This window comes from Afipia sp. P52-10 (assembly GCF_000516555.1).
GTDB lineage: Bacteria > Pseudomonadota > Alphaproteobacteria > Rhizobiales > Xanthobacteraceae > P52-10.
Map to the genome: position 1 here is coordinate 2,849,368 of NZ_AZSJ01000003.1, position 25,869 is coordinate 2,875,236.

The following is a 25,869-nucleotide window of genomic DNA, read 5'->3' on the forward strand; positions in this document are numbered from 1 at the left end:
GTCGGCCGAGAGGCCATGACAAGTAATGACATCGACATTTCCCGACATCACCCCCGAGTTGAAAGCCGCGATGCCGGAGCTGCGCGGTCGGCTCGGCGCCAACCAGGAGATGGCGCCGCTGACCTGGTTTCGTGTCGGTGGTCCGGCGCAGGTGTTGTTCACGCCGGCCGACGAGGACGATCTCGCTTACTTCCTGACTCGGCTGCCAGCCGACATCCCGGTCTATCCGGTCGGTGTCGGTTCGAACTTGATCGTACGCGATGGCGGCGTACCGGGCGTGATCATCCGCCTGTCGCCACGCGGCTTCGGTGAAGCCATCGGAGACGGAGACACCGTGCGCGCAGGTGCTGCGGCCCTCGACAAGCGTGTGGCGGAGGCGGCGGCTGCGGCGAACATCACCGGGTTGGAGTTCTACTTCGGCATTCCAGGATCGATCGGCGGCGCGCTGCGGATGAATGCGGGCGCCAATGGTGGCGAGACCAAGGACGTGCTGATCGAGGCGAGGGGCGTGACGCGCAACGGCGAGAAGCGCGTGTTCTCCAGCGCCGACATGAAGTTCGTGTATCGCAACTCCGGCGTCGAGGACGGCGTGATCTTCACCGGCGCCCTCTACCGTGGCCGCAACGCTGACGCGGAATCGATCCGCGCGCGCATGAACGAGGTGCAGCAGCATCGCGAAACGGCGCAGCCGATCCGCGAGAAGACTGGCGGATCGACGTTCAAGAATCCGCCCGGTCACAGCGCCTGGAAACTGATCGATGCCGCCGGGATGCGCGGCTTCCGCGTCGGCGGAGCCCAGGTCTCCGAGATGCACTGCAATTTCCTGATCAACACCGGCACTGCCTCGGGGCACGATATCGAGACGCTGGGCGAAACGGTGCGGGCGCGGGTCAAGGCCAACTCCGGGGTGGAGTTGAACTGGGAAATCAAGCGCATCGGCGTGGCGCGATAGCCCGCGCTGACAACGCTACGCCAGGCCTCAGTGGCCTTTCTGACGCCCGACCAATCCGGCGACGAAACCCAATAGCGGCCGGTTGCGCTGGGCCGCCGCCTCCGCGAGGATAGCCTCGGTCTGCGGACCGATCCGATCGATGCTGTAATCACCGGTGACGATTGCGTGCGCGGCGACACCCATGGCCGTGCGGCGGGCGCTGTCCTGCGCCAAGGCGACCAGCTTCTCGGTCATGGCATGCGTATCGCCGACCTTGACGATGTGTCCGCCGCTGCCGTCGCGCACGAACTCCGGCAGCATGCCGACGTCGGTGGCGAGCACCGGCAGTCCGGTCGCCATCGCCTCCAGCACCGAGAGTGGCCCGCTCTCCTTGCGCGATACCAGTGCATACACGTCCATCGCTGCGAGCAGATGGGCGATGTCGGTTCGCACGCCGGTCATCACGAGGTGCTCGCGCACGCCGAGCGCATCGGCGATGCGGAGGAGGTCGGCCATGTAGTCGGTGTTGTGGCCGCCGACCAGCAGCAGCCGCGTGTTCGGCACGGAACGGACGAGGCCGCCGAGCGCATGCACGAGATCGATCTGGTTCTTGCGTCCGTCAATGAAGCCGACCGAGCCGACGACGAAGGCGTCGTCGGCGATGCCGAGGCTCGCGCGCGCGGCTTGCCGCTGCACGGGGGAGGGGACAGGAAACGCCTTCGGGTCGATGAAGTTCGGCTGGGTCCGCAGCGCGGCGCGACGCACCAGATTGGTGCGGTGATGATGATCGGCGGCCGCATCGGACGTGGCGATGACGATGTTGTTGAAGCACCAGTGCAGCTGCAGCGATTGCGAATGGGCCGTGGCGACCACCGGCCTGCGGCTTAAAATGCGTGTCAGCATGCCGTAGGTGTGGGCGCTGCTCATATGCGTGTGCAGCACCTGCGGATCGAACGTGTTGATCGTGCGGGTGACGCGGATCAGCTCGCGCGGCGAACGGCCGAACGATGTCGCGAACCGATCGACGTTTTCAAGGCCGGGTTGTGCGGCGATCCACGCATCCGGCCGGTGCAGCAGCAGGATGGAATGGCCGCGGCTCGCCAGAAAGCGCATCAGCAGCAGGCTGTGAACGATGGCGCCGTTGATGCCGGTGCCGGAGACGAGCATGGCGATACGCAAAGGGTGAGGCATGCCGGTGGTCGCAGAAGGCCGGATATCAGGTGGACAGGGCAGGGCTAGCCGTTTCCCCGCAGTTTGCCCGCTCTTACTATAAAAGCGGCTCATTTTCTCGCGAATCTATGCAAGCCCTGTCAGAAATCGCGCAAGCGGGCTCACGCCCGGGATGGTTCTCCGAGACGCGCCAGTCGGGAAAACGTCAGGGCTGATGCGGATGGAAAGACCCTGCTAAGAGCTGGGCGGGTACAGTCGCTGCAGACGGAGGCAAGAGATCCGTCATGGCAGCCTAATGATGCGGAACGGAATGATGCGGATCACGATCCTTTTCGGAGGCACGAACAAGGAGCGGCTGGTGTCGGTGGCGAGCGCCCAGGCGCTGCATACGGCTTTGCCCGATGCGGATCTGTGGTTCTGGGACGTGGACAACACCGTCCACGAGACGTCACCGCAGGCGCTTCTCGCCCATGCGCGGCCGTTCGAGGAGCCCTTCAAGGCCGACGGCCGGCCGCTTGGCCCGATCGAGCCGGCGCTGGATCGGGCCAAGGCTGAGGATCGTTTGTTCGTTTTTGGTTTGCATGGGGGCATGGCCGAGAACGGCGAGTTGCAGGCGATGTGCGAGATGCGCGGCATTGCGTTCACCGGGTCCGGTTCGGCGTCATCGTATCTTGCCTTCGACAAGGTGCTCGCCAAGCGCTTTGCCGCCATCGCCGGCGTGCAGACGCTTCCCAGCGTGGCCCTGCAGGATGCGGAAGCAGCCCTCGGGCAGTACGGCAAGCTCATAGCCAAGCCGTCGCGGGATGGATCGAGCTACGGCCTGATTTTCGTCAATGCGCGCCAGGATATCGTTGCCGTGCGTAACGCGTCCAAGACCGAAGACTACCTGATCGAGCCGTTCATTGCCGGCGTCGAGGCGACCTGCGGCGTGCTGGAACTGGCTGATGGTTCGCTGACGGCCCTGCCACCGATCGAGATCATCCCCGCCGAAGGTGCGTTCGATTACACCGCCAAGTATCTTGCCAAGAGCACTCAGGAGATCTGCCCAGGCCGGTTTTCGGCCGAGGTGACCACACGGCTGATGGATCATGCGATGCGGGCGCACCGGGTGCTGTCGTGCCGCGGCTATTCCCGCTCCGATTTCATCGTTTCCGACAAGGGGCTGATCTATCTTGAGACCAACACCCTGCCGGGATTGACCAAGGCCTCGCTCTACCCGAAAGCGCTCCATGCGCAGGGGGTAACGTTCGTCGATTTCCTGACCGGCCAGATCGAGCTGGCGGCCCGCCACGTCCGCCGCTAGTGGGGTCGTCGTTTTCGACGGAACATGGGAGGTTCCATTCGATAAAATACGATAGTTCCCCGGCAAACTGTTCAAAAGCCGCCCTAAATCACAACGCGCCTGCGCCAGATTTACCTTTTGTTTACCAGGACGTCCGAAGGTTAACGCTGGCGGCGCATCCGTGCGCTTGGTCCGGCGTGAGCCGCAATGGCGATCGCGGTTGAGGGGGTGAGCGGGCGGTTGCCTGACGGTTGACGCACCCATCCTGGAACGACGGTACGCCGCCTGTGTCTGGGCTCGCAACCGGTGCGGGCGTAACATTTTGACGAGCTCGTGCAATGGGTGGTGGAGGACGCTTCGCTGGGTCGCTGAGACAAGGGGCGAAGTCTGTCCTGAGCTGGGCGGTTCAAGCGCTCCGCCGCAAACCCGATCCGGTCCGCATCCGCAGCACAAGCGACAACCGTTTCATCGCCATGATCGAGCAGCGGTTGCCGCGCAATGTCGGCAGCGTGGCGACGCTCCTTATTCTCACCGGCAGTCTCTGCGTCGGCGTGGTCCGCGGCGGACATGTCGAGTACATGGTCGAGGCGATGCAGGATGCGCGCGACGCGATGGCCAATGCCGCCGGGTTCCGCATCGCGCGTGTGGCGATCAACGGCCGCAAGAACCTGTCGCAGGACGAAGTGCTGGCGATCGGCGGAATTACCGGGCGCCGCTCCTTGCTGTTTCTTGATGCCGCCGAAGTGCGCGACAAGCTGAAGGCCACACCCTGGGTGGCCGATGCGACCGTGCTGAAACTCTATCCCGACACGATCCAGATCGATCTCGTCGAGCGGGCTCCGTTCGCACTGTGGCAGCGCGACGGCAACGTGTCCGTGATCTCCGAGACCGGGATGGTGCTGCAGCCCTATACGCCAGGCCCGTTCCGGTCGCTGCCGCTGGTGGTCGGCAAGGGCGCCGACAGCCGCGCCAAGGATTTCCTCGCTCTGCTCGGTCAATACCCGCAAATCCGTTCTCAGGTGAAAGCGATCATCTTCGTCAGCGAGCGGCGCTGGAACCTGCGGCTTGCCGATGGCATCGACGTGCGCTTGCCCGAGGCGGGCGTCGAGCGAGCACTCGCCACGCTGACGAAGCTGGATCGCGACGAGAAGCTGTTCTCGCGCGACATCACCGCAGTTGATCTGCGGCTGCCCGACCGATTGACGGTGCGGCTCTCGGAGGACGCCGCGAAAGCGCGCGCCGACATGCTCAAGGACCGTGAAAAAGCCCGCAAGCGGAAAGCGAACGAAGCATGACAAGCCTCGAACGCGGCCTCACCCCGAAAATGCGGCCGATGGTATCGAGCCGGCCGACATTGGTTGCGGGTCTCGATATCGGAACCAGCAAGATCGCCTGCCTGATCGGGCGGCTGCGGCCGTGCGCGCCGCGTGACGCGCTGGTCGGGCGCAGCCACGCCATCGACGTGATCGGCTTCAGCCATATTCAGTCGCGCGGCGTCAAAGCCGGTGCCGTGGTCGATGCCAACGAGGCGGAACAGTCGGTGCGCCAGGCGGTGGCGCTGGCGGAGCAGATGGCCGGCGTGCGGGTGGAGTCGGTGGTGCTGTCGGTTTCGGCCGGACGCATTCAGGGCCAGCTGATGGAAGCGACGGCGGAGACGCGCGGCGGCACCGTGACGCCCAATGATCTGTCGCGGGCAATGGGAACCACCGCGCGGCATGTGACCGGTGAAGGCCGCACCGTGCTGCATGCGTTGCCGGTCGGCTATTCGCTCGATGGCGTGAAGGGCATCCGCGATCCGCGCGGCATGGTCGCCAACCAGTTTGGAATCGAAATGAACGTGGTGACGGCGGATGCCGCCGTCGCGCGCAACCTGATGCTGGTGGTGGAACGCTGCCATCTGAACGTCGAAGCGGTGGTGGCGAGTCCATATGTCGCAGGTCTCGCGGCTCTGGCCGACGACGAGTCCGCGCTGGGTGCGGCGGTGATCGAAATGGGCGCGGGGACAACGACAATCGCAATTTATTCGTCGGGCCGCTTCGTCCACGCGTCCGGTTTCGCGCTCGGCGGCAATCACATCACGATGGACTTGGCCCGTGGACTTGGCGCATGCATTGCAGATGCTGAGCGAATCAAGACTTTATACGGTACGGTTTTGACCGGCGGCTCCGACGCGCGTGAATTGATGACCGTTCCGTCGGCGGGCGATCACGACGGCGATGCGCCGCAGATCGTATCGCGCGGCAAGATCGCGAACATCATCCGCCAGCGGGCCGAGGAGATATTCGAGATGGTCCGTGACCGGTTGGCGGATTCGCCCTTCGCAGCAGACCCGAGAGGTCGGGTCGTGATCACCGGTGGAGCCTCGCAATTGACCGGCATTCCGGAACTGGCGAGTCAGATTCTAAATCGGCCTGCCCGCATCGGCCGCCCGCTTGGCCTGAGCCGTCTGCCGAACGAAGCCAAGGGCGCATCGTTCGCGGTGCCAGCCGGGCTCCTGGTCTATCCGCAGTTTGCGCACCTGGAATTCACCGAGCCGCAGCGTGGCCGCCGCGCTGCGACCGGAACCGACGGTGGTTATTTCGGAAAGGTCGGACGATGGCTCCGCGAAGGTTTCTGATGGCCATGACCTGTTCAGCCAAAATCTGTTCGGCAATGACCCGTTTCGCTCCAATCACCCTTCGGCCTGCGTCGCTTGACGCTACGCCCACTGCCACGCCGCGCGCGTAATCGAGAGGCAACCATGACGATCAATCTGCAGATCCCCGACATTCGCGAGCTCAAGCCACGCATCACCGTGTTCGGTGTCGGCGGCGCTGGCGGCAATGCCGTCAACAACATGATCACTGCGGGCCTCCAGGGTGTCGACTTCGTCGTCGCCAACACCGATGCCCAGGCGCTGACCATGTCCAAGGCCGAGCGCATCATTCAGATGGGCACGCAGGTCACCGAAGGTCTCGGTGCGGGATCGCAGCCGGATGTCGGTGCAGCGGCCGCGCAAGAGGTGATCGACGAAATTCGCGATCATCTGGCAGGTGCGCACATGGTGTTCGTGACCGCCGGCATGGGTGGCGGCACCGGCACTGGCGCAGCTCCCGTGATTGCCAAGACCGCGCGCGATATGGGCATCCTGACCGTCGGCGTGGTGACGAAGCCGTTCCATTTCGAAGGCCAGCGCCGGATGCGCACGGCGGAATCGGGCATCGTCGAGCTGCAGAAGGGCGTCGATACGCTGCTGATCATCCCGAACCAGAATCTGTTCCGGGTCGCCAACGAGAAGACCACCTTCGCCGACGCCTTCGCGATGGCCGATCAGGTGCTCTATTCGGGCGTTGCCTGCATCACCGACCTGATGGTCAAGGAAGGTCTGATCAATCTCGACTTCGCCGACGTCCGCGCCGTGATGCGCGAGATGGGCAAGGCGATGATGGGCACCGGCGAGGCGGGCGGCGAGAAGCGCGCGCTGACTGCAGCCGAAGCCGCAATCGCCAATCCGCTGATCGACGACTCCTCGATGAAGGGCGCGCGCGGCCTGTTGATCTCGATCACCGGCGGTAAGGACCTGACCCTGTTCGAGGTGGACGAGGCTGCAACCCGCATTCGCGAGGAAGTGGACCAGGACGCCAACATCATTGTTGGGGCGACCTTCGACGAGAACCTGGACGGCATCATCCGTGTGTCGGTGGTGGCCACCGGCATCGACAGCGTGCAGATGGCTGCCCGCGTGAAGGCTTCCGGCACGGCCCCGGCTGCCGCCCAGGCGGCTCCGGCGACGCCGGAGAACCGCCTCGCCGACCTGACCGCACGCCTGCGGGCCGATTCGGCCAAGATGGCCGAGCGCATCGCGCAGCCGCAGGAGCGTCCGGCCGAGGCGATGCAGGCACGGGCGCCGGTCGAGCATGAGCGCGCAGCGCTTGCGGCGATCGCCGCCGCAGTCGCACCCGCTCCCGCGACCGGTTCGGCCGACCCGGCGACCTACGGGGATGTCTCGATCCGTCCGGTGCCTTCGCCGAAGCCGTCCCTGTTCCCGGAACAGCGGGCCGAGGCGGTCGAGCAGCCGGAAGCGCCGATTCCGTCCTCGTTCATTCCGCCGGCCGCTGAACGGATGCCGGTACGTCCGACCCGGATGCCGAAATTCGAGGATCTGCCGATGCCGGCTCAGGCCGAGATTCGTCAGGCTCGCGGCGAGGCGTCGGCGGAGCATCCGCAGAAGGCCCGTCTGTCGCTGCTGCAACGGCTTGCTAATGTCGGGCTCGGCCGTCGTGACGAAGAGACCGAGCAGCCGATTTCGGCGCGCGGGGCAGGTCCGGCCATGCCGCCGGTTCCGCAGCGCATGCCGCAGCGTCCGGCTACGCCGCCGCCGCCCCGGACTCCGGAGCCGGTGTCGGAATATGCCCGCCGCGCCCCGGCGCCGCAGGGGCTTGATTCGCACGGTCGCCCGGCTCCAATCGCCCCGGCGCCTGTGGAAGACCACCTCGATATCCCGGCCTTCCTGCGCCGGCAGTCGAGCTGATCACCCCTGTAACAATTCGATTTTCGCGCTCTTTGTCCCGGCCCCTGCGCCGGGACAAATTTTTTCAATCAATTTCTAAGGTGATTTGAATAACTTATTGAGGAGGTTAATGAAATCCTAAGACTTTCTTTTCATCAGAAATCTCAAGCAGATGCCAACTTTGGTGCTGCCGGGGCGCGATTGGGGCGAGTTTAGGGTAACAATTGGTAAGCAAGCGTGAGTGGTCAAATTCACCCTGATCGGTATCTTCGTTTCAGACGTTGGGGGAAACAACGTCGGCATCTTTTGGGGAAGAACCGAGTCGTGCTGGCAGCGCCGGCCATCGTGTTCAGCAGTTAGGCGACGTTGGGATGAAATCGAGCCGGCAGACCACGCTCAGGTTGCCCGTCAGTGTGACTGGCATCGGCGTCCATTCCGGCCAGCCTGCCACCCTCACGCTGAACCCCGCTGATCCTAATACCGGTATCGTGTTCGTCCGCACCGGACTTGACGGCGCCGACCGTGAGGTCGCTGCGCGCCACGATGCGGTCATAGCCACCGATTTCGCCACCGTGCTGGGAGACCGGCAAGGACCACTGGTGTCCACCACCGAGCATGTTCTCGCTGCGCTGCTTGGCATGGGCGTCGACAACGCCACCGTCGAGGTCGATGGGCCGGAGGCGCCGATCATGGACGGCAGTGCTGCGCCATTCGTCGCTGCGATCGAACAGGCGGGTGTCGTCGAATTGTCCGCGCCGCGCCGCTACATCGAGGTGCTGAGGCCGGTCCAAGTTATGACCGGTACGTCGTCCGGCGAGCTGCGTCCCTATGCGCACGGCTTCCGCGCCGAACTCGATATCGACTTCGATAATCCGCTGATCGGCCGTCAGTCCTACGCGGTGGACGTGACGCCGCAAAGCTTCCGTCAGGAGATCTGCCGCGCCCGCACGTTCGGCTGCATGGCCGACGTCACCAAGCTTTGGAGCGCCGGTTACGCCCGCGGTGCTTCATTCGAGAATTCGGTCGTGGTCGACGAAACCCGCATCCTCAACCCCGAGGGCTTGCGCTTCGCCGACGAGTTCGTCCGTCACAAGGTGCTGGATGCGATTGGCGATCTGGCTCTGGCCGGCCTGCCGATCCTGGGTCTTTTCCGCTCGGTTCGCGGAGGCCACAAGCTCAATCATGCCGTGCTGTCGGCGCTCATGGCGGATCGCAGTGCCTGGCGAATCGTCGAGGCCGAGCGGCCACGTCGGGCCACGCGCGGCCATGTGGAGGCGGTGGGCGGCCTGATCATCGCCCCGGCCTATGGACCGGACGTGTCCTGAGCGGACGTGTCAGGCGGCCATTCGCGCATTTCAGTTTCATCCTCAACCCGTGCCGCCTTAATGCGGGCGAAATGTCGGCTTATCCGGTTGGTTGGGATGGCATTTTCGGTTATTTCTCCTGATCTCGTCACTGGACCTAGCGGCCCTGCGTATGATGCTTGAGCTTTCGACAAAATTGGCCCGGAATACCCGTTTGCTGCGCCTCAGCACGGTGCTCGTGCTGCTCACTGCACCGCTCGGCGCTTGCAGCACCATGTCCGATGGATGGAGCAAGCTGTTCGGCAAGGAGGAGGTCGCCGCCGACGAGCCGGCCGACAAGCTCTACAATGAGGGCTTGTACATGCTGAACGAGGACAAGCGGGCGACCGCTGCCGCCAAGAAGTTCGAGGAAGTCGATCGTCAGCACCCGTATTCGGATCTCGCGCGCAAGTCGCTGCTGATGTCCGCTTATGCTCATTATGAGGCGCAGGACTACGACTCCACCATTGGTGCGGCCCAGCGCTACATCACCCTGCATCCGGGCAGTCCCGACGCTGCCTATGCGCAGTACCTGATCGCCGCCTCCCATTTCGACCAGATTCCCGATATCAGCCGCGACCAGGGCCGCACCGAAAAGGCGATCAATGCGCTGGAGGAAGTGGTCCGCAAGTATCCGAATTCGGAATACGCGCAAGCTGCCCGCCGGAAGCTCGAATCGGCCCGCGACCAGCTCGCCGGCAAGGAGATGTCGGTTGGCCGCTATTATATGGAGCGTCGCGATTTCACCGGCGCGATCAACCGCTTCAAGACCGTGGTCACCCAGTATCAGCGCACGCGCCATGTCGAGGAGGCGCTCGCCCGCCTGACCGAGGCGTATATGGCGATCGGCATCGTCAACGAAGCGCAGACTGCCGCAGCCCTGCTTGGCCACAACTTTCCTGAAAGCGCCTGGTACAAGGACGCCTATAATCTTGTAAAATCGAACGGTCTCGAACCGAGCGAGAACAAGAGCTCCTGGATGAGCCGGGCGCTCCGCAAGGTTGGCCTGGGTTAGGGTTCGATTCCAACAGTTGCATCCATTGCAGCAAAGTTGTCTGCGAATGTTGGACTCAAAGAACCACTAGCAACGTAATGATTTAGTGGAGCTTTGGATTGACATTCGCATGGAGCGCCAGCGGCTAAGTGGAATGTCAAATCCGCTCCACGGGTATCCCGAATCCGAAGTTCGCTGCCCTTTGCAGCACCCTTAGAGCGAAGCTGGGACTGGATACAGACACGAGCCAATTTATGGTTCTAGTGTCGTTTCTGGATCGGACATTCGCACGATGGACTCGCCGAAACGATGGTGCGAATTTCTGATCCGCGATACTCGGGTGTGATCCCGGTTAGATCATGCTCGCGTAATATGGGGTCGCGATTCGATCCCATTGGACCATGATCTAGGATACGTCCTCCATGCTTGCGTGTCTTTCGATCCGCGACATCGTGCTGATCGAACGGCTGGATATCGATTTTGCGCGTGGTCTTGCCGTGCTCACCGGTGAAACCGGTGCGGGCAAATCGATCCTGCTTGACGCTTTCGCGCTGGCGCTCGGCGGCCGCGGCGATGCCGGACTGGTGCGCCAGGGCGCGGAGCAGGGGCAGGTCACCGCCGTATTCGATGTGCCGAAGACGCATCCGGCGACCAAACTGCTGGCGGCGAACGGCCTCGATGATACCGGCGAGATGATCCTCCGCCGCGTGCAGCTCGCGGATGGCCGGACCCGCGCCTTCATCAACGATCAATCGATCAGTGTGCAGACGCTGAAGGCGGTCGGCGCGGCGTTGGTCGAAATTCATGGGCAGCATGACGAGCGGGCGCTGGTCGATGCCGCCACCCATCGCCGCCTGCTCGATGCCTTTGCCGGGTTGGAGAAGGAGGCCGCAGGCGTCGAAGCGCTCTGGGATGCGCGCCGCAACGCCGCCTCGGCCCTTGAGGAGCACCGCGCCGGTATCGAGCGTGCCGCGCGCGAGGCGGACTATCTGCGGCACGCGTCTGAGGAATTAACCACGCTCGCGCCGCAGGCCGGCGAGGAAACATCGCTCGCCGAGCGGCGCACGACCATGATGCAGGGTGAGAAGATCGCGGGCGATCTGCGCGACGCACAGGCCGTGGTCGGTGGACCGCAGTCGCCGGTCTCGGCATTGGCTGCTGCGGCGCGGCGGCTGGAGCGGCGGGCCGCGCACATGCCGCAGCTCGTGCAGCCTGCGATCGATGCCATTGACGCTGCGATCAACGCGCTCGCGGAAGCCGACCAGCATCTCAATGCGGCGCTTGCGGCGGCGGATTTCGATCCCGCCGAACTGGAGCGGATCGAGGAGCGGCTGTTCGCGCTGCGCGCGGCCTCGCGCAAATACTCCGTGCCGGTCGACGATCTGGCCGCGCTCGCCGAACGTTTCGCCACCGACCTCGCGCTGATCGACAAGGGGGCGGGTCAGCTCAAGGAGCTCGAAAAGGCTGCCGCCGAGGCCGAGAAGCGCTATCGGGCTGCTGCCGAAAAGCTGTCCGTCGCGCGCAGGAAAGCGGCCGAGAAGCTCGACAAGGCGGTCAACGCCGAGCTTGCGCCGCTCAAGCTCGAGCGTGCAAAGTTCTCATCGCAGATCGACTCCGATCCGCAGGCGGCAGGGCCGAACGGCTTCGACCGCGTCGAGTTCTGGGTGCAGACCAATCCCGGCACGCGGCCCGGGCCGATGATGAAGGTTGCCTCCGGCGGCGAGCTCTCGCGTTTTCTGCTGGCGCTGAAGGTGGTGCTGTCGGATCGCGGCTCCGCGCCGACGCTCGTGTTTGACGAGATCGACACCGGTGTCGGCGGCGCGGTGGCGGATGCGATTGGCGGACGGCTCGCCAAGCTGTCCCGTAAGGTGCAGGTGATGGCGGTGACACATGCGCCGCAGGTCGCCGCCCGCGCCGATCAGCATCTGCTGATCAGCAAGGATGCCCTCGACAAGGGCAAGCGCGTCACCACCCGCGTCGCAGCGCTTGCCGCCGACAAGCGTCGCGAGGAGATCGCCCGCATGCTGGCCGGGGCCGAGATAACGGCCGAGGCGCGCGCGGCCGCCGAGCGGCTGATGAAGTCTGCCGCGGGCTGAGGTATCATCTCCGTCGCTGGCCGGCGTGCAAAGCGTCTGCCGATGACGCTATGGATCGTTCGTTTTCAGATGGCAAAGAAAGCTTCGGCCCCGAAACCCGTCGAGACGCTGACCCTTGCACAGGCGCGCAAGGAATTGACGACATTGGCGTTGCAGCTCGCGACCCACGATGAGCGTTACTATCAGCACGACGCGCCGACGATCTCGGATGCCGACTACGATGCCCTGCGTCGCCGCGCCAGCGAGATCGAGGCGCGGTTTCCGGAGCTCGTCACCAAGGATTCTCCGTCGCAGAAGGTCGGCGCGGCTCCATCCGGCCGTTTCGCCAAGGTGGCGCACGCGGTGCCGATGCTCTCGCTCGGAAACGCTTTCAGCGATGAGGACGTGGCCGATTTCGTCGAGCGGGTGCGTCGTTTCCTACGATTGCCCGCGGACGAGATGCCGGTGGTCGTCGCCGAGCCGAAGATCGACGGCCTGTCGTTGTCGCTGCGGTATGAGAACGGCGAACTGGTGCGCGGCGCAACGCGCGGCGACGGCACCACTGGCGAGGACGTTACCGCCAACGTCCGCACCATCGCTGACATTCCGCACACGTTGAAGGGCGCGAACGTACCGGCGATCTGCGAGGTGCGGGGCGAAGTCTACATCATGACCAACGACTTCATCGGCTTCAACAAGCGCGCCGAGAAGGCCGGGATTCAGATGGCGGCCAACCCGCGCAACTTCGCCGCCGGTTCGCTGCGGCAGAAGGATGCATCGATCACCGCATCGCGGCCGCTGAAGTTCTTCGCCTATGCCTGGGGCGAGATGAGCGCGATGCCGGCGGATACGCAGTTCGGCATGGTTGCGTGGATGCGAAGAGCCGGATTCGTCACCAACCCACTGATGCGGCAATGCCAGAGCGTCGAGGCGCTGCTGGCGTTCTACCGCGAGATCGCCGAGAAGCGCGCCTCGCTCGGCTACGACATCGATGGCGTCGTCTACAAGATCGACCGGCTCGACTGGCAGTCGCGGCTCGGTTTCGTTTCGCGCAACCCGCGCTGGGCAATCGCACACAAGTTCGCTGCCGAACAGGCGATGACTGTCTTGAACGGCATCGAAATTCAAGTCGGCCGCACCGGCGCGCTGACGCCGGTGGCGCGGCTTGCGCCGGTCACGGTCGGCGGTGTCGTCGTCTCTAACGCCACGCTGCACAATGAGGACTACATCAGGGCGGTCGGCAACGACGGCAATCCGATCCGCGAAGGCGTCGACATCCGTATCGGCGATACGGTGGTGGTGCAGCGTGCGGGCGACGTGATCCCGCAGATCGTCAGCGTGGTGCTCGAGAAGCGGCCAAAGGACGCGAAGCCTTACAAGTTCCCGCAGAAGTGCCCCGCCTGCGGCAGCCATGCGGTGCGTGAGGAAGGCGAGGCGGTGCGCCGCTGCACAGGCGCGCTGGTGTGTCCGGCACAGGCGGTTGAACGGCTGAAGCACTTCGTGTCGCGCAACGCTTTCGACATCGACGGGCTGGGCGACAAGCAGGTGCAGGAGTTTTACGAGGCGGGCCTCGTAAGGTCGGCCGCCGACATCTTTACCCTGCAGAAGCGTGATGCGCGCTCGCAGACGAAGCTGAAAGATCGCGAAGGGTATGGCGATGTCTCAATCCGCAATCTGTTCAGCGCGATCGATGCCCGGCGCAGGATTGAACTGCATCGGTTGATCTTCGCGCTCGGTATCCGTCATGTCGGCGAGGGTAATGCCAAGCTGCTGGCGCGCCACTATGGCACTCTTGCTGCGTTCGTCGAGGCGATGCGCGCGGCGGCCGAGGGGCAGAGTGAGGAGGGTAACACCTCCGAGGCCTACGACGACCTCAACGGCATCGAGGGTATCGGCGAGGTCGTCGCCGATGCCGTCGTCGAGTTCTTCGCCGAGCCACGCAACATCAAGGCGCTCGACGATCTCTTGGCGGAGATCGAGGTGCTGCCTGCCGAGCAGGCGGCCAAGGATTCGCCGGTATCGGGCAAGACGGTGGTGTTCACCGGCTCGCTGGAGAAGATGACGCGCGAGGAAGCCAAGGCGATGGCCGAGCGCTTAGGCGCCAAGGTCTCCGGCTCGGTGTCGAAGAAGACCGATCTCGTGGTGGCTGGTCCCGGTGCCGGCTCGAAGCTGAAGGAGGCCGAGAAGCATGGCGTCAAGGTTCTGTCCGAAGACGACTGGTTCAAGCTGATCGGTGTGGCTTGATCATCGCGATTATCGCGTCATAAGCCGCAAGGAGCGTTCGCATGACAGCCCACGTTCCCGACCATGGCGGTCGACCAGTTCTGCTCACCAGCGAAGCGCATCTTTATGTTCGCGACATCGCGGCGTCCTTGACCTTCTTCGCCAGCAAGCTCGGCTTCGAGGTGGATTTCCTTTATGGCGAGCCGCCGTTCTACGGGCAGGTCAGGCGTGACGGCGCCCGGCTGGCGTTGCGGTTGGTATGCGAACCGGTGTTCGTCGGCGACATCCGGGAACGCGAAACTCTGCTCTCGGCGTCAGTGACGCTTGCGACCTCGGACGAGATCAAGCGGTTGTTCGCGGCGTATCAGGCGCGCGGTGTCGCCTTCAACAAGCCGCTTTCGCTGGAACCATGGGGCGCGCTGACCTTCATCGTCCGCGATCCCGACGGCAATCTCGTGCTGTTTGCGGGGCCAGGCTCATAAAGGTGAAGCTTAGCCTGTCTCGCGGCGTGAGGTCAGGCCGAGCGTTTCGGGTCGTCGCGCGGAATCAACAGCGCCACCACCAGCGCGCAGAGCAGCGAGAAGATCAGAACGCTGATATTCAGTGGCACGGTGGTCGTGAAGTCGCCGCCGAGATGGGCGCCGAGCTGCGAGACGATGGCGCCGAACCCCATCTGCATGAAACCCATCACGCCCGAAGCCGTACCTGCCGCCTGCGGCCGCACGCTGATGGCGCCGGCGGCGGCGTTCGTCATCACATAGCCGTTGCCGTAGGCGACGATCATCTGGGTGATGAAGAACCAGGCCGGATGCGCACTGAGGCCCATCAACCCCCAGATCAGGTTGAGCACTGAACCTGCGATCTGCATGTTCAGGCCGATCCACATCATACGATGGCCGCCGACCTTCGGCGTCAGCCGTGCGGCAGCGAGGTTGCCTGCCATATAGGCGATCGAGCCGAGCGCGAACCAGGCGCCGTATTCCGCGCTGGAGCGACCCATCTGGGTGATCGTCACATAGGCGCCGCCGGAGGCGAAGACAAAGAACGTCGCGGCCGCGAGCATCTGGCACAGGATGAAGCCGTGATAGGCGGGGCTTGCGATCAGCGCGCGCACGTCGCCGAAAAAGCCCGATGCCGCCGGGCCCGATTGTGTCCGTCGCGTTTCCGGCAACGTCGCCCATGCCCACAGGAAGATGACGAGCGATACGCCGCCGAGGAAATGGAAGATGGTGCGCCAGCCATAGGCGGTCTCGAGCACGCCGCCGATGAAGGGGCCGATCATGGGTGCGATCATCATCGCGCCGACGACGATGCCGATCATCGAGGCGGCGCGGTCGCGATCATAGAGATCGCGGATCATGGCACGGCCGACCGCGAGCCCGGAGGCTGCGCCGAGCGCCTGGATGATCCGCGCGGCGATCAGTTGCGGCAGCGTCGTCGCGAACACGCCGGCGACGTTCGAGAGCACCATCAGGCCCAGTCCGGCGAGGATGACCGGGCGCCGCCCGAACTTGTCGGACAGCGGGCCGACGACCAGCTGCGCGCCGGCGAGGCCGACGAGATAGAGCGAGATCGTGAGCTGAGCGACCGAAAAATCTTCGGCGAAGTGGGTCGCGAGCGCCGGCAGCGCGGGCATGATCGCCTGCATCGTCAGCGGGCCGAGGCCGCTCAGTGCGATCAGCAGGGCGAGGAAGCCCGGCGAAACTTTCGGTGCCGCGGCGGCGCGCTCGGTTGCAGAACCCTTGATGGCGTCGTCGCTCACGGCGCGGCAATCCTGTTCGTTCTAACCGTGTCGTTCTGAAATGAACGCGATTGCGCCCACCGATGGTCGGTCGCGTGTGGCCTCGACGAGTCTTATCCGGCGAGTGGACGCGTCGCTGCGTCCAGCCAGTCACGGGTGGCATCATCCAGCGCTTCGCGCAACGTATTGCGCACGCGCAGGTGATATGCGTCGAGCCAGGCGATTTCGTCCGAAGTCATCAGGGCCGTGTTGATCAGCCGCCGGTCGATCGGCGCGAGCGTCAGGGCCTGAAAGCCGTTCACCGGCTTTTCTGAACCGGGGATCTCCTTCGCGGCCACAAGCTCCAGGTTTTCGATGCGGATGCCGTATTCGCCGGTCTTGTAGTAGCCGGGTTCGTTGGAGAGGATCATGCCGCGCTTCAGTGGCGTCGTGCCGAGCTTGGAAATGCGCGCAGGCCCCTCGTGTACCGACAAGTAGCTGCCGACGCCATGGCCGGTACCGTGCTCGAAATCGAGGCCGGCCTGCCACAGGAACTGCCGCGCGAAGGCGTCGATCTGCGCGCCGGTGGTGCCGTCCGGAAACACCGCGCGGGCGATGGCGAGATGGCCGCGCAAGACGCGGGTGAAGCGGTCGCGCATCTCGGCGCTCGGCGCGCCGACCGCGATGGTGCGGGTGACGTCGGTGGTGCCGTCCTGATACTGCGCGCCGGAATCAATCAGCAGCAGTTCGCCGGGGCGGATGCGGCGGTTGGTCTTGCGCGTGACGCGGTAGTGAACGATAGCGCCGTTCGGTCCCGAGCCGGCGATGGTCGGGAACGAGACGTCCTTCAGCGCGCCGGTCTCGCGGCGGAAGGTCTCCAGCGCTTCCACCGTGTCGATCTCGGTCAGCTGTCCGCCAGGCGCTTCACGATCGAGCCAGAACAGGAAGCGCGCCAGTGCCACACCATCGCGCGCATGCGCGGTGTGCGTGCCGGAAATCTCGGTGGCATTTTTCACCGCCTTCAGCAGCGCGACCGGATCGCTGCCGCGCACCGGCTTGCCGCCATTCGTTGCGATCAGCCGGCTCAAGGCATCGGCGCCGGTGGCCGCGTCGATGGCGATCGCCGCACCGCTTTGCGCCAGCGCCGTTAGATGCGGCACGAGCTGCTTCGGCTCGGCCACGTCGGCGTTGCGTTCGAGATGATCGCGAACAGAGTTGGAGAGCTTGCGCCCATCGATGAACACGGTCGGCCGGCCATCCTTCGGCAGCACCGCGTAGGAGATCGGCAGCGGTGTGTGAGCGACATCCGCGCCGCGGATGTTGAAGGTCCAGGCCACCGCATGCGGGTCGGACAGCACCAGCGCATCGGTGCGCAGCCGGGCGATCTCCTCGCGGATGCGCGCGAGCTTGTCGGCCTCGGCATCGCCAGCGAATTTCAGGTCATGCACCGTGACCTGACCGAGCGGCGGGGCCGGCCGTTCCTGCCAGACGGCGTCCACCGGATTGCTGTCGACCGGAACCAGCTCCGCGCCGGCTTTGGCGCAGGCGGCCTCAAGCCGCTCCACCGCTCCGGTCGTATGCAGCCAGGGATCGAAGCCGAGCCGGTCGCCTGCCTTCAGCGCCTGCGCCAGCGTTGCTTCTGGCGGTGGGTCGGTCAGCGAGGCCACCGTCCACGCCGCGGTATCGACCTGCTGCGCCGCCTGCAGCGTGTAGCGGCCATCGACGAACAGGAAAGCCTGCTCGGCCAACACTGCCGCGAGCCCCGCCGAGCCGGTGAACCCCGTCAGCCAGGCCAACCGTTCTTCGGAAGGCGGCACATATTCGTTCTGATGCGCATCGGCGCGGGGGATGACGAATCCGGTCAGATTGCGCCGCGCCAGCTCTTCGCGGAAGGCGGCAAGGCGGGCGGTGAGGGCAACGCCGCCCTCGGCGTCCTCGAATGTCTGAAAATGCGCTTCGAACATGGCTCGTCGTCGTCTCGTCCGTCGTCCCTGGTCGGAGCGGAGTCTATCGATAAAATTCGGCACAATCTATGCAGGACGCATTCAGAGACTGCACAGGATTGCATGCGAGAGCCGGACAGGGATGAGCGCAACCAGCGCGATCGTCGGAACCAGACAGCGAGGGATGTGTTTCAGTGTGTTCGTATCAGTGAAAGCAAGGAACTGCTTGTGGGCCTTCCAACTCAACGCCGAGGGAATGCATCATGCCTGCGTTCACGTTTGAAAAGATCGCGCCGCCCGTCCATGCCGAAGCGGAGCACGCGTCGGCACCGACCGAGCCTCGGCGTAACGCCATCATCCGCCTACTGGATCGGCTGACCGCCGCCCGTCTTGCCCAATCCGAGAGCAGTGCGCGGCGGATTCAGCGGCTGCGGCACAAATACCGCAAGCAGCGGCTCTGACGATCTGGCGTAAGCTCAGCGGCGGGCCATCAGCAGGCTGGTCCAGCCTTCCAGGTCGATCCGGTCGCGGAGCACCAGTCCGATGGACTGATAGGTGGCGATCACGCCGTTGGCATGCGACGGCAGCAGGCCCGACAGCACCACCACAGCCTTCGGCGCGAGATGATGCCGCATCGGCGCGGCCAATCGTTTCAACGGGTTTGCGAGGATGTTCGCCAGCACGAGGTCGAACGGCCCGCGCATCTGGAATTCGCGGGCGCCGAAGCCCGGCGCGCAGATCGTCTCGACCCACGGACCAGCACCGTTCAGCCGCGCGTTGTCGCGCGCGGTGACGGTCGCCCGCCGATCGATATCGCTGGCGAGGATGTGCCGGCGCAGCGCCTTGGCGGCAGCGATCGCCAGCACGCCGCTGCCGGTGCCGAGATCGAGCACGCGCTGTGGCTGCTGACGGCGCAACAGCCGGTCGAGCAGCAGCAGGCAGCCGCGCGTGGTGCCGTGATGGCCGGTGCCGAATGCCAGCGCCGCCTCCACCTCGATGGCGATCCGGTTCTGCGGGATGCGATGGCGATCGTGCGAGCCGTGAATGAAGAAGCGCCCGGCGTCGACCGGCCTCAGGCCGTCGAGGCTGGCCCTGACCCAATCCTTGCTCTCCACCGCCTCGAAGCGCAGCTCCGCAGCGGTGGCGGCGTCCATCGCCATCGCGACGAGATCGCGGACCGCCTGTTCGTCGGGGGGGGCGGCGAAATGGATGGTGACGTCCCAGCCGCCGGTCGCGTTCTCAAAGGCGGCGACCGCGGTCTCGCCATTGTCGAACGTCTCCGACAACACGTCGGCCACGCCGCGCGCGGCGCGTTCGTCGCCGATCGTGAAGAGGGCGCGCACGGCCTGGGTTTGTGCGGGAGTCATGGGCTGCCAATCGTCAAGATGATCCGGTCGCGCCCGGCGGGCGGCTGCGTCCATCTCATGCCATAGCACGGGCCGCGGTGACAGCGCGGCGAGGGTCATTCGACGACGATTTTTATGGCAAAGTTGGCGTGGAGGACGTTTCCTGTCCTGGATATTTTCCACAGGGTGTCCACAGTTTGCACACAGCCTGCCCGAGCCGTTATCCACAGGGTTGGCGGGGGTTATCCACTGGCTGTTCAGAGGGTGTCGACTTGGCTATGGACGTCTGTTCGGAAGGTTCATGCACAGGATGCCACGGATGATCCACAGGCTTATCCACCCGTTATCCAGGTATTATCCAAACAGCGCGCGGTGATCGCGCAGGATCGCGCGCGCGGCGTTGTGGCCCGGTGCGCCGGTCACGCCGCCGCCGGGATGGGCGCCTGAGCCGCAATGATAGAGTCCCTTGATCGGGCCACGGTAGTCCGCGTGCCCGAGCATCGGCCGCGCCGAGAACAGCTGGTTCAGCGTCAGTGCGCCATGGAAGATATCGCCGCCCAGCAGACCGAACTCGCGCTCGAGGTCCAGCGGCGTCAGCACCTGCCGCGCGATCACGCTCTGCGCGAAACCCGGCGCATAGCGATCGACGGTGGTGATCATCAGGTCGGCGACGGCCTCGCGCTTGTCGTCCCATGATTGTCCGAACGGCAGCTCCGGCGCCACATGCTGGCAGAACAGGCTGGCGACATGCTGGCCGTGTGGCGCCAGCGAATCGTCCAGTGTCGAAGGGATCAGCAGTTCAACCACCGGCTCGCGGCTCCAGCCCTCTGCGCGTGCATCCTGCCAGGCGCGATCCATGTAGCCGAGGCTCGGCGCGATGATGATGCCCGCGGTGAGATGATCGCCGTCGCCCGGCAACGCGCTGAACGACGGCAACCTCGAGAGCGCGACGTTCATGCGCAGCGTGCCGGAGCCGTTGCGCCAGCGCTTGATGCGGGTGAGAAACGTCTCGTCGAGCGCACCCGTCGGGATCAGACGCGTATAGAGCAGCTTCGGGTTGACGCTCGATGCCACGATGCCCGCGCGAATGGCGCGGCCGTCATCAAGCGTGACGCCGGCCACGCGGCCGTTCTCGACGATGACCTCGCGGACCGGCGCGTCGGTTTCGATCTCCGCCCCGTGCGTCGTGGCTGCGCGCGCCATCGCCTGGGTGATCGCGCCCATGCCGCCGATCGCGTGACCCCAGGCACCCTTGTTGCCGTTCACCTCGCCGAAGGCGTGATGCAGCATGACGTAGGCGGAGCCCGCCGTGTAAGGGCTCGCATAATTGCCGACGACGGCGTCGAAGCCGAACAGCGCCTTCACCAGCTCGCCTTCGAATCGCTCGTCCAGCATCTCACCGGCCGAACGCGTCATCAGGTCGAGCAGCATCCGCTGCTCCTCAAGTGACAGACCGCGCAGGATCGCGGCCGCGCCGAGCGCGTTGAACGCCTCGCGCGCAGCGGCGATGCTCAGGCCCTCGACGACGTTGGGCGGTGCCCGCAGCACCAGCTTGCGCAACACGTCGGCGATCGCCGCAAGCTCGGCGGAAAAGTTTTCGTAGGCGGCGATGTCGTGCCGGTTCAGCCGCGCGATCGACTCCTGCGTCCGGTTCCCGCCCGTCAACAAGTAGCTGCCATCGACGGCGGGCAGGAAATTCTGCGCCCGGCGTTCGACGATGCGCAGTCCGTGATCGGACAGTTGCAAATCAGCGGTCACCTTCGGATTGAGAAGGCTGACGGTGTAGGCGGCGACCGAGTTGCGGAAGCCCGGATGAAACTCCTCCGTCACGGCCGCGCCGCCCACGACCTTGCGCCGTTCCACGATCTTCACCGTGAGACCGGCCATGGCGAGATAGGCGGCGCATGTCAGGCCGTTGTGGCCTGCGCCGATGATGATCGCGTCATAGTTCGCCATGCGTCATTCGCTGTGTGGGGTTGGCTGCGTCTTCGCTTCGCCCAGATCGTCGATTAGCCTATTTTGCGGGTTGTGACGATTAGTTCATCGCCGCCACATTGCCCGCTGCGGGGGCCTGTGATTCAATCCGGCCGCTTTCGGAAAGGGCCGGAAGCCCATCCCGGTGCAACGCCGGGTCCGGACGCCGGAGCTTCCATGAATTCCTCGACCGTATCCAATTCCCCCGAGCGCGCGTCCGCGGCACGCAACCGCCGCTTGCTGATGGCCTATACCGCGGCGATTTTCGTCAGCGCCTTGCTGTTGTTCTCGGTGCAGCCGCTGTTCACCAAGATGGTGCTGCCGCGGCTCGGCGGTTCGCCGGCGGTCTGGTCGGTGGCGATGGTGTTCTTCCAGTCGCTGCTGCTGTTCGGCTATGCGTATGCGCATTTTCTGATGACGCTGCGCAACCGCATGGTTCCGGTGGTGGTTCACCTGGCGCTGCTGATCGTGGCAGCATTGACGCTGCCGCTGGCGATTGCGAGCGGGTGGGGCGACCCGCCAGCAAGCGGAACGCCGTTCTGGCTGCTCGGCCTATTTGCTGTGTCGATCGGTCTGCCGTTCTTCGCGCTGGCTGCGAACAACCCGATGCTGCAGGCTTGGTTCGTGCGCACCGGCCATCCGAACGGGCCGGACCCATACTTCCTCTATGCGTCGTCGAACATCGGCAGCTTTCTCGCGCTGTTGTCGTATCCGATCGTGTTTGAGCCGATGTTCACGCTGCACACGCAGAACCTGATGTGGACCGGCGGCTATGTGCTGCTGATCGTGCTGATCGGAATCTGTGGCGTCATGCTTGTGCGTTCGCCGCCTTACGTGCCGCGCTCGGCAGCAAGTGAACCGGCGTTTGCACCCGGTTGGCTGCTGCGCGCGCGCTGGATCTTCCTCGCCGCTGTGCCGTCCGGCCTTCTGGTGGCAGTGACCGCGCATATCTCGACCGACGTCGCTGCCGCGCCGCTGTTGTGGGTGCTGCCGCTGTCGCTCTATCTGCTGACCTGGGTGCTGGTGTTCCAGAGCCGGCCGCTGATCCCGCACCGCTTCGTGCTGCTGCTGCAGCCGCTGGCGATCGTCGGCATCGTCTGTCTGCTGGCGGTGGGCAGCGAGCGCAATCTGGTGCTGACCCTGGTCGGCCACCAGCTCTGCTTCTTCGTCATCGCCATGGCCTGCCATGGCGAACTCGCGCGCACGCGACCGGCCGCGCAGTATCTCACCGGGTTTTATGTCGCGCTGTCGTTCGGGGGCATGGTCGGCGGCTTGTTCACCGGGCTGATCGCGCCCTATGTGTTCTCCTGGATTGCCGAGTATCCCATTCTGGTCGTGCTCGCTGCGCTGTGCCGGCCGAAGGAGCAGGACGTTCCGCCGTTTATGGCGAAGCTCGCGCGCTGGAGCTGGCTCGTGGTTGCCGTGGCGGCCCTCGCCGCGCTCGCGCCGCTGCTGTTGGGCGCAGAGACCCTCGCCTTCATGCGCGAACAGATGGTGTCGGCCGTTGCCATCATCACCGCGCTGATCGTCGTGTTCGTCGTGTTGCTGCGCGCCGACCGCTATAGCGTTGCGGCCCTGGTCGCGATCGCGCTGCTGCTGGTGCGGCTCTATCCGAGCGAAGACGGCAAGGTCGACACCGTCCGCAGCTTCTTCGGCGTGCACAAGATCGTCACCAATGCCGACGGCGCCTATCGTGTGCTGATGCATGGCACGACGATCCACGGAGCACAGCGGCTTTTGAATGCCGATGGGACGCCGGTGCAAGGCCGCCCGGAGATGATCACCTACTACCATGTCGATGGCGGCATCGGCGGCGCGATCGAGGCGGCGCGTGAGCGCAAGGGTGGCAACTTGCGCGCCGCTGTGATCGGGCTCGGCGCAGGCACGCTGACCTGTCAGAACCGGCCGGGCGAGACTTGGAAGTTCTTCGAGATCGACCAGTCGATGATCGATACCGCGGCTGACCCGAAATACTTCACCTTCATCCGCGACTGCTATCCCGACATCAAGCCGGTGCTCGGCGATGCACGGCTGACCTTCGCCAAGGAGCCGGACGGCGCCTACGACATCATCGTCGTCGATGCGTATTCCTCTGATGCGATCCCGATCCATCTGGCGACGCGCGAGGCGATGGCGATCTACAAGCAGAAACTCGCGCCGCATGGCATCGTGGTGATGCATGTCTCCAACCGTCACCTCGAACTGTCCAGCGTCGTGGTCGGCATCGCCGATGCGAACGGCCTGAAGAGCTGGGTGTTCAGCGAAGATTCGGGACGCGACGGCGAGTACATCTTCTCCACTACCGTCGTCATCTCCGCGCGCGAGGCCAACGATATCGGCCGTCTTGCCGATGATACGCGGTGGACGCTCACCGCGGCCCGACCCGACCGACGGGTGTGGACCGACGATTACTCTAACATTCTTGGCGCGGTGATGCGGCGGATGCGCGACGGCGAGGAGTAGGGCAGCGCTGCGTCGCAGCGCTCCGTGTATCTCAAGCTCCTGCGCACCTCACGCCTCTGCGTGTCTTAGGCGTCTGTCCGGATGGCATCTCGATCCGTCCGGACCCTCGCGCGCCTTGCACGGCGCGCTCAGTATCTGCGCTCAGTATCCGTACGTGTCGTAGTAGTCGCGCTGGCGATAGTAACGCGGCTGCGCCGAATAATAATACGGATTGACGTAAGCCTGGCCCGGATAGGGCTGGCGGCCGTAGCTGCGCTGCTGCGCATACGGATTCGCCTGCTCGGCGTAATACGACTCCGCGCCATAGCTGCGGCGATAGCCGTCGGCATCTTCGCTGTCATATTGCGGCGCGATCTGCTGCGGCGCGCGGGCCTGCATGTTGCCGTTGCGGTTGCGCGCGACGTTGCGCCGCTGCGGATTGCGCGCGAGCGCCACCTGCGAGGAGCCGCTTAGCGAGACCGTGGTGTTCAGCACGCCTTGCTCTTTCACCAGCGCGAACAGCGTCGCCGCGTTGGCGCGCGACAGCCGCACGCAGCCGTGCGAGGCGGGGTTGCCGAGCCGACTCACCGAATCGGTGCCGTGGATGGCGTGGCCGCGTTTGGTGAAGAAGATCGAATGCGGCATCGGCGCATCGTCCCACTCCTTCGAGTAGTGATCCTCTTCCATCCGGAACGCCTTGTAGCTGCCGTTCGGCGTCTCGTAGGCGGGCAGGCCGCTGGACACCGGCCACTGGTATTTGGTGACGCCGTCGACCGCGACGGTCATCGTCTGCGTATCCTTGTTAATGTCGATCTGGACGGCGGCCTCAGCTTGCGCCGCAGCGCACAACAGAAGCAGTGCGGCAAACGGGAACGAACGCATGACTTTACTCTCCTGGCCTTGCTGGCCGGTGACCCGTCCCCACACGCCTTGTACACGGGGAGCGGTTTCACGGCCAGCGGCATCATTTCGACGGCTTGTTAACAGGTTAAGACGGTCGCCATGATTTAGCACGATTGATGAACGGCGCTGCGGCCGCGAACGTGCACAAACATGTTGCTCTTGGGTTACCATTGCGCGGCAATCGTCTGCGGAACTCACATTCGGACTTGGCGCAGCTTGTTCCCCAAGGTAAGCGAAAGTCAGGTTCAACACTGTCGGAAGAGTGACATGACAACTGCATCGCCCCTCGTTCACGCTCGCGTGAAGTCCATTTTCGCTGCCGCTGCGTTCGCGCTGGTGGCCATGACCGGTGCCGCGAGCGCGCAGGGCCTTGCCCGTGGCGCTGAGGAAGGCTTCTACACCGGTTCGCAGCTCGGCCCGGTCGGCGCGCTCGTCGGCGGTGCGGTTGGTGGCGTGGTCGGCGGCGTCGCCGGCGGCGTGCAGGGCGTGCTCGGCGTTCCGCAGGACACCCGCACCCGTGCGCAGCGCGCGCAGGACAACCGTCAGGTTCGCGTGCACCGTCACCGCCGTCACCACCACTACCGTTGATAACAGCGGGGCGCTGCGCGCGTCCCGGCTGATTCGATCGAGGCCCTGCCGCAAGGCGGGGCCTTTTTCGTTGCGGCGCGGATCATGTTGGGTGTGATCGCCGCTCGCGATCCTGGCCGCTGGTGGTCGGAACCTTGCTGACGTGTTGATGAAGCGCACGCGCTTTGTGAAGAGCTGGGCGGCCTCATCCTGAGCAGCGCAGGCTCCCGCGTCTCGCAGGATGCGGCCTGGGCGGCGCCTGCGCCATTGTGCGAGACGCCGCACGGCTTGCGGCATGATCTGATCCGAACGTCGCTGCGGATGTTTCACCTCGCGCCCTTGCGGGAGCGGGATCATGCCTGTGCGGCTCCTCACCACCATGAGGAGAGGACAGCAATCGAAAGCGTTTGGTCGTCATCTCGCCTCGCTGATTGTTTGTGGGTGCGCGCTATCGCCCTGTTGTTTGG

General features: G+C 64.8%; 17 protein-coding genes and 1 pseudogene. 12 read left to right on the forward strand and 6 right to left on the reverse strand.

Features of this window, described 5'->3' with window-relative positions:
• Window positions 1-25 precede the first annotated feature (25 nt).
• Entirely contained in the window at window positions 26-952 is a 927-nt protein-coding gene (gene murB, locus X566_RS14660) for a UDP-N-acetylmuramate dehydrogenase (protein WP_034467448.1), read from the forward strand.
• A gap of 27 nt (window positions 953-979) precedes the next feature.
• On the opposite strand, the gene X566_RS14665 is transcribed toward murB, so the two are convergent.
• Window positions 980-2,122, reverse strand: coding sequence for a glycosyltransferase family 4 protein (locus X566_RS14665; protein ID WP_051444119.1), 1,143 nt, complete (start codon window positions 2,120-2,122; stop codon window positions 980-982).
• Between the two features lie 292 nt (window positions 2,123-2,414).
• On the opposite strand from X566_RS14665, the gene X566_RS14670 reads away from it, so the two are divergent.
• The 9 genes and pseudogenes from X566_RS14670 to X566_RS14710 form a co-directional block, all read left to right on the forward strand.
• The gene (locus tag X566_RS14670) at window positions 2,415-3,404 is read left to right on the forward strand and encodes a D-alanine--D-alanine ligase (protein WP_034468800.1); all 990 of its coding nucleotides are present in this window, start codon (window positions 2,415-2,417) and stop codon (window positions 3,402-3,404) included.
• A gap of 317 nt (window positions 3,405-3,721) precedes the next feature.
• Window positions 3,722-4,678: a cell division protein FtsQ/DivIB gene (locus tag X566_RS14675; protein ID WP_034467451.1), complete on the forward strand. Its 957-nt coding sequence runs from the start codon at window positions 3,722-3,724 to the stop codon at window positions 4,676-4,678.
• Entirely contained in the window at window positions 4,675-6,000 is a 1,326-nt protein-coding gene (gene ftsA / locus X566_RS14680; RefSeq protein ID WP_034467454.1) for a cell division protein FtsA, read from the forward strand. Before X566_RS14675 ends, ftsA begins: the two co-directional genes overlap by 4 nt.
• 123 nt (window positions 6,001-6,123) lie before the next feature.
• The gene (gene ftsZ, locus X566_RS14685; protein WP_034467457.1) at window positions 6,124-7,893 is read left to right on the forward strand and encodes a cell division protein FtsZ; all 1,770 of its coding nucleotides are present in this window, start codon (window positions 6,124-6,126) and stop codon (window positions 7,891-7,893) included.
• Window positions 7,894-8,243: 350 nt separating this feature from the next.
• Complete coding sequence (gene lpxC / locus X566_RS14690; RefSeq protein ID WP_034467460.1) at window positions 8,244-9,197, forward strand: UDP-3-O-acyl-N-acetylglucosamine deacetylase; 954 nt, start codon at window positions 8,244-8,246, stop codon at window positions 9,195-9,197.
• Between the two features lie 151 nt (window positions 9,198-9,348).
• Entirely contained in the window at window positions 9,349-10,230 is an 882-nt protein-coding gene (locus tag X566_RS14695) for an outer membrane protein assembly factor BamD (protein WP_034467464.1), read from the forward strand.
• Between the two features lie 401 nt (window positions 10,231-10,631).
• Entirely contained in the window at window positions 10,632-12,305 is a 1,674-nt protein-coding gene (gene recN, locus X566_RS14700) for a DNA repair protein RecN (RefSeq protein WP_034467466.1), read from the forward strand.
• Window positions 12,306-12,374: 69 nt separating this feature from the next.
• The gene (ligA, locus tag X566_RS14705) at window positions 12,375-14,528 is read left to right on the forward strand and encodes an NAD-dependent DNA ligase LigA (RefSeq protein WP_034468802.1); all 2,154 of its coding nucleotides are present in this window, start codon (window positions 12,375-12,377) and stop codon (window positions 14,526-14,528) included.
• 95 nt (window positions 14,529-14,623) lie between these two features.
• A pseudogene (locus tag X566_RS14710) lies at window positions 14,624-14,989 on the forward strand (VOC family protein); the annotation flags it as partial.
• Between the two features lie 32 nt (window positions 14,990-15,021).
• Here X566_RS14710 and X566_RS14715 read toward each other — a convergent pair.
• Both X566_RS14715 and X566_RS14720 read right to left on the reverse strand, forming a co-directional pair.
• On the reverse strand, window positions 15,022-16,269 hold the full coding sequence (locus tag X566_RS14715) for a multidrug effflux MFS transporter (RefSeq protein WP_051444120.1): 1,248 nt from the start codon (window positions 16,267-16,269) through the stop codon (window positions 15,022-15,024).
• 92 nt (window positions 16,270-16,361) lie between these two features.
• Entirely contained in the window at window positions 16,362-18,191 is a 1,830-nt protein-coding gene (locus tag X566_RS14720; RefSeq protein WP_034467471.1) for an aminopeptidase P family protein, read from the reverse strand.
• Window positions 18,192-18,433: 242 nt separating this feature from the next.
• On the opposite strand from X566_RS14720, the gene X566_RS14725 reads away from it, so the two are divergent.
• Window positions 18,434-18,631, forward strand: a complete 198-nt coding sequence (locus X566_RS14725) for a hypothetical protein (protein WP_034467474.1) — start codon at window positions 18,434-18,436, stop codon at window positions 18,629-18,631.
• Window positions 18,632-18,646: 15 nt separating this feature from the next.
• On the opposite strand, the gene X566_RS14730 is transcribed toward X566_RS14725, so the two are convergent.
• Together X566_RS14730 and X566_RS14735 are read right to left on the reverse strand one after the other, a co-directional pair.
• On the reverse strand, window positions 18,647-19,537 hold the full coding sequence (locus X566_RS14730) for a 50S ribosomal protein L11 methyltransferase (RefSeq protein ID WP_034468804.1): 891 nt from the start codon (window positions 19,535-19,537) through the stop codon (window positions 18,647-18,649).
• Between the two features lie 333 nt (window positions 19,538-19,870).
• Window positions 19,871-21,472, reverse strand: coding sequence for an NAD(P)/FAD-dependent oxidoreductase (locus tag X566_RS14735; protein ID WP_034467476.1), 1,602 nt, complete (start codon window positions 21,470-21,472; stop codon window positions 19,871-19,873).
• A 195-nt stretch (window positions 21,473-21,667) separates the two neighbouring features.
• Here X566_RS14735 and X566_RS14740 point away from each other — a divergent pair, with 195 nt between their 5' ends.
• Window positions 21,668-23,953 (forward strand): fused MFS/spermidine synthase, encoded by a 2,286-nt coding sequence (locus X566_RS14740; protein WP_034467479.1) that lies wholly within the window; start codon window positions 21,668-21,670, stop codon window positions 23,951-23,953.
• Window positions 23,954-24,094: 141 nt separating this feature from the next.
• Here X566_RS14740 and X566_RS25585 read toward each other — a convergent pair whose 3' ends face one another.
• Complete coding sequence (locus X566_RS25585) at window positions 24,095-25,759, reverse strand: L,D-transpeptidase (RefSeq protein WP_409337820.1); 1,665 nt, start codon at window positions 25,757-25,759, stop codon at window positions 24,095-24,097.
• Window positions 25,760-25,869: the final 110 nt, after the last annotated feature.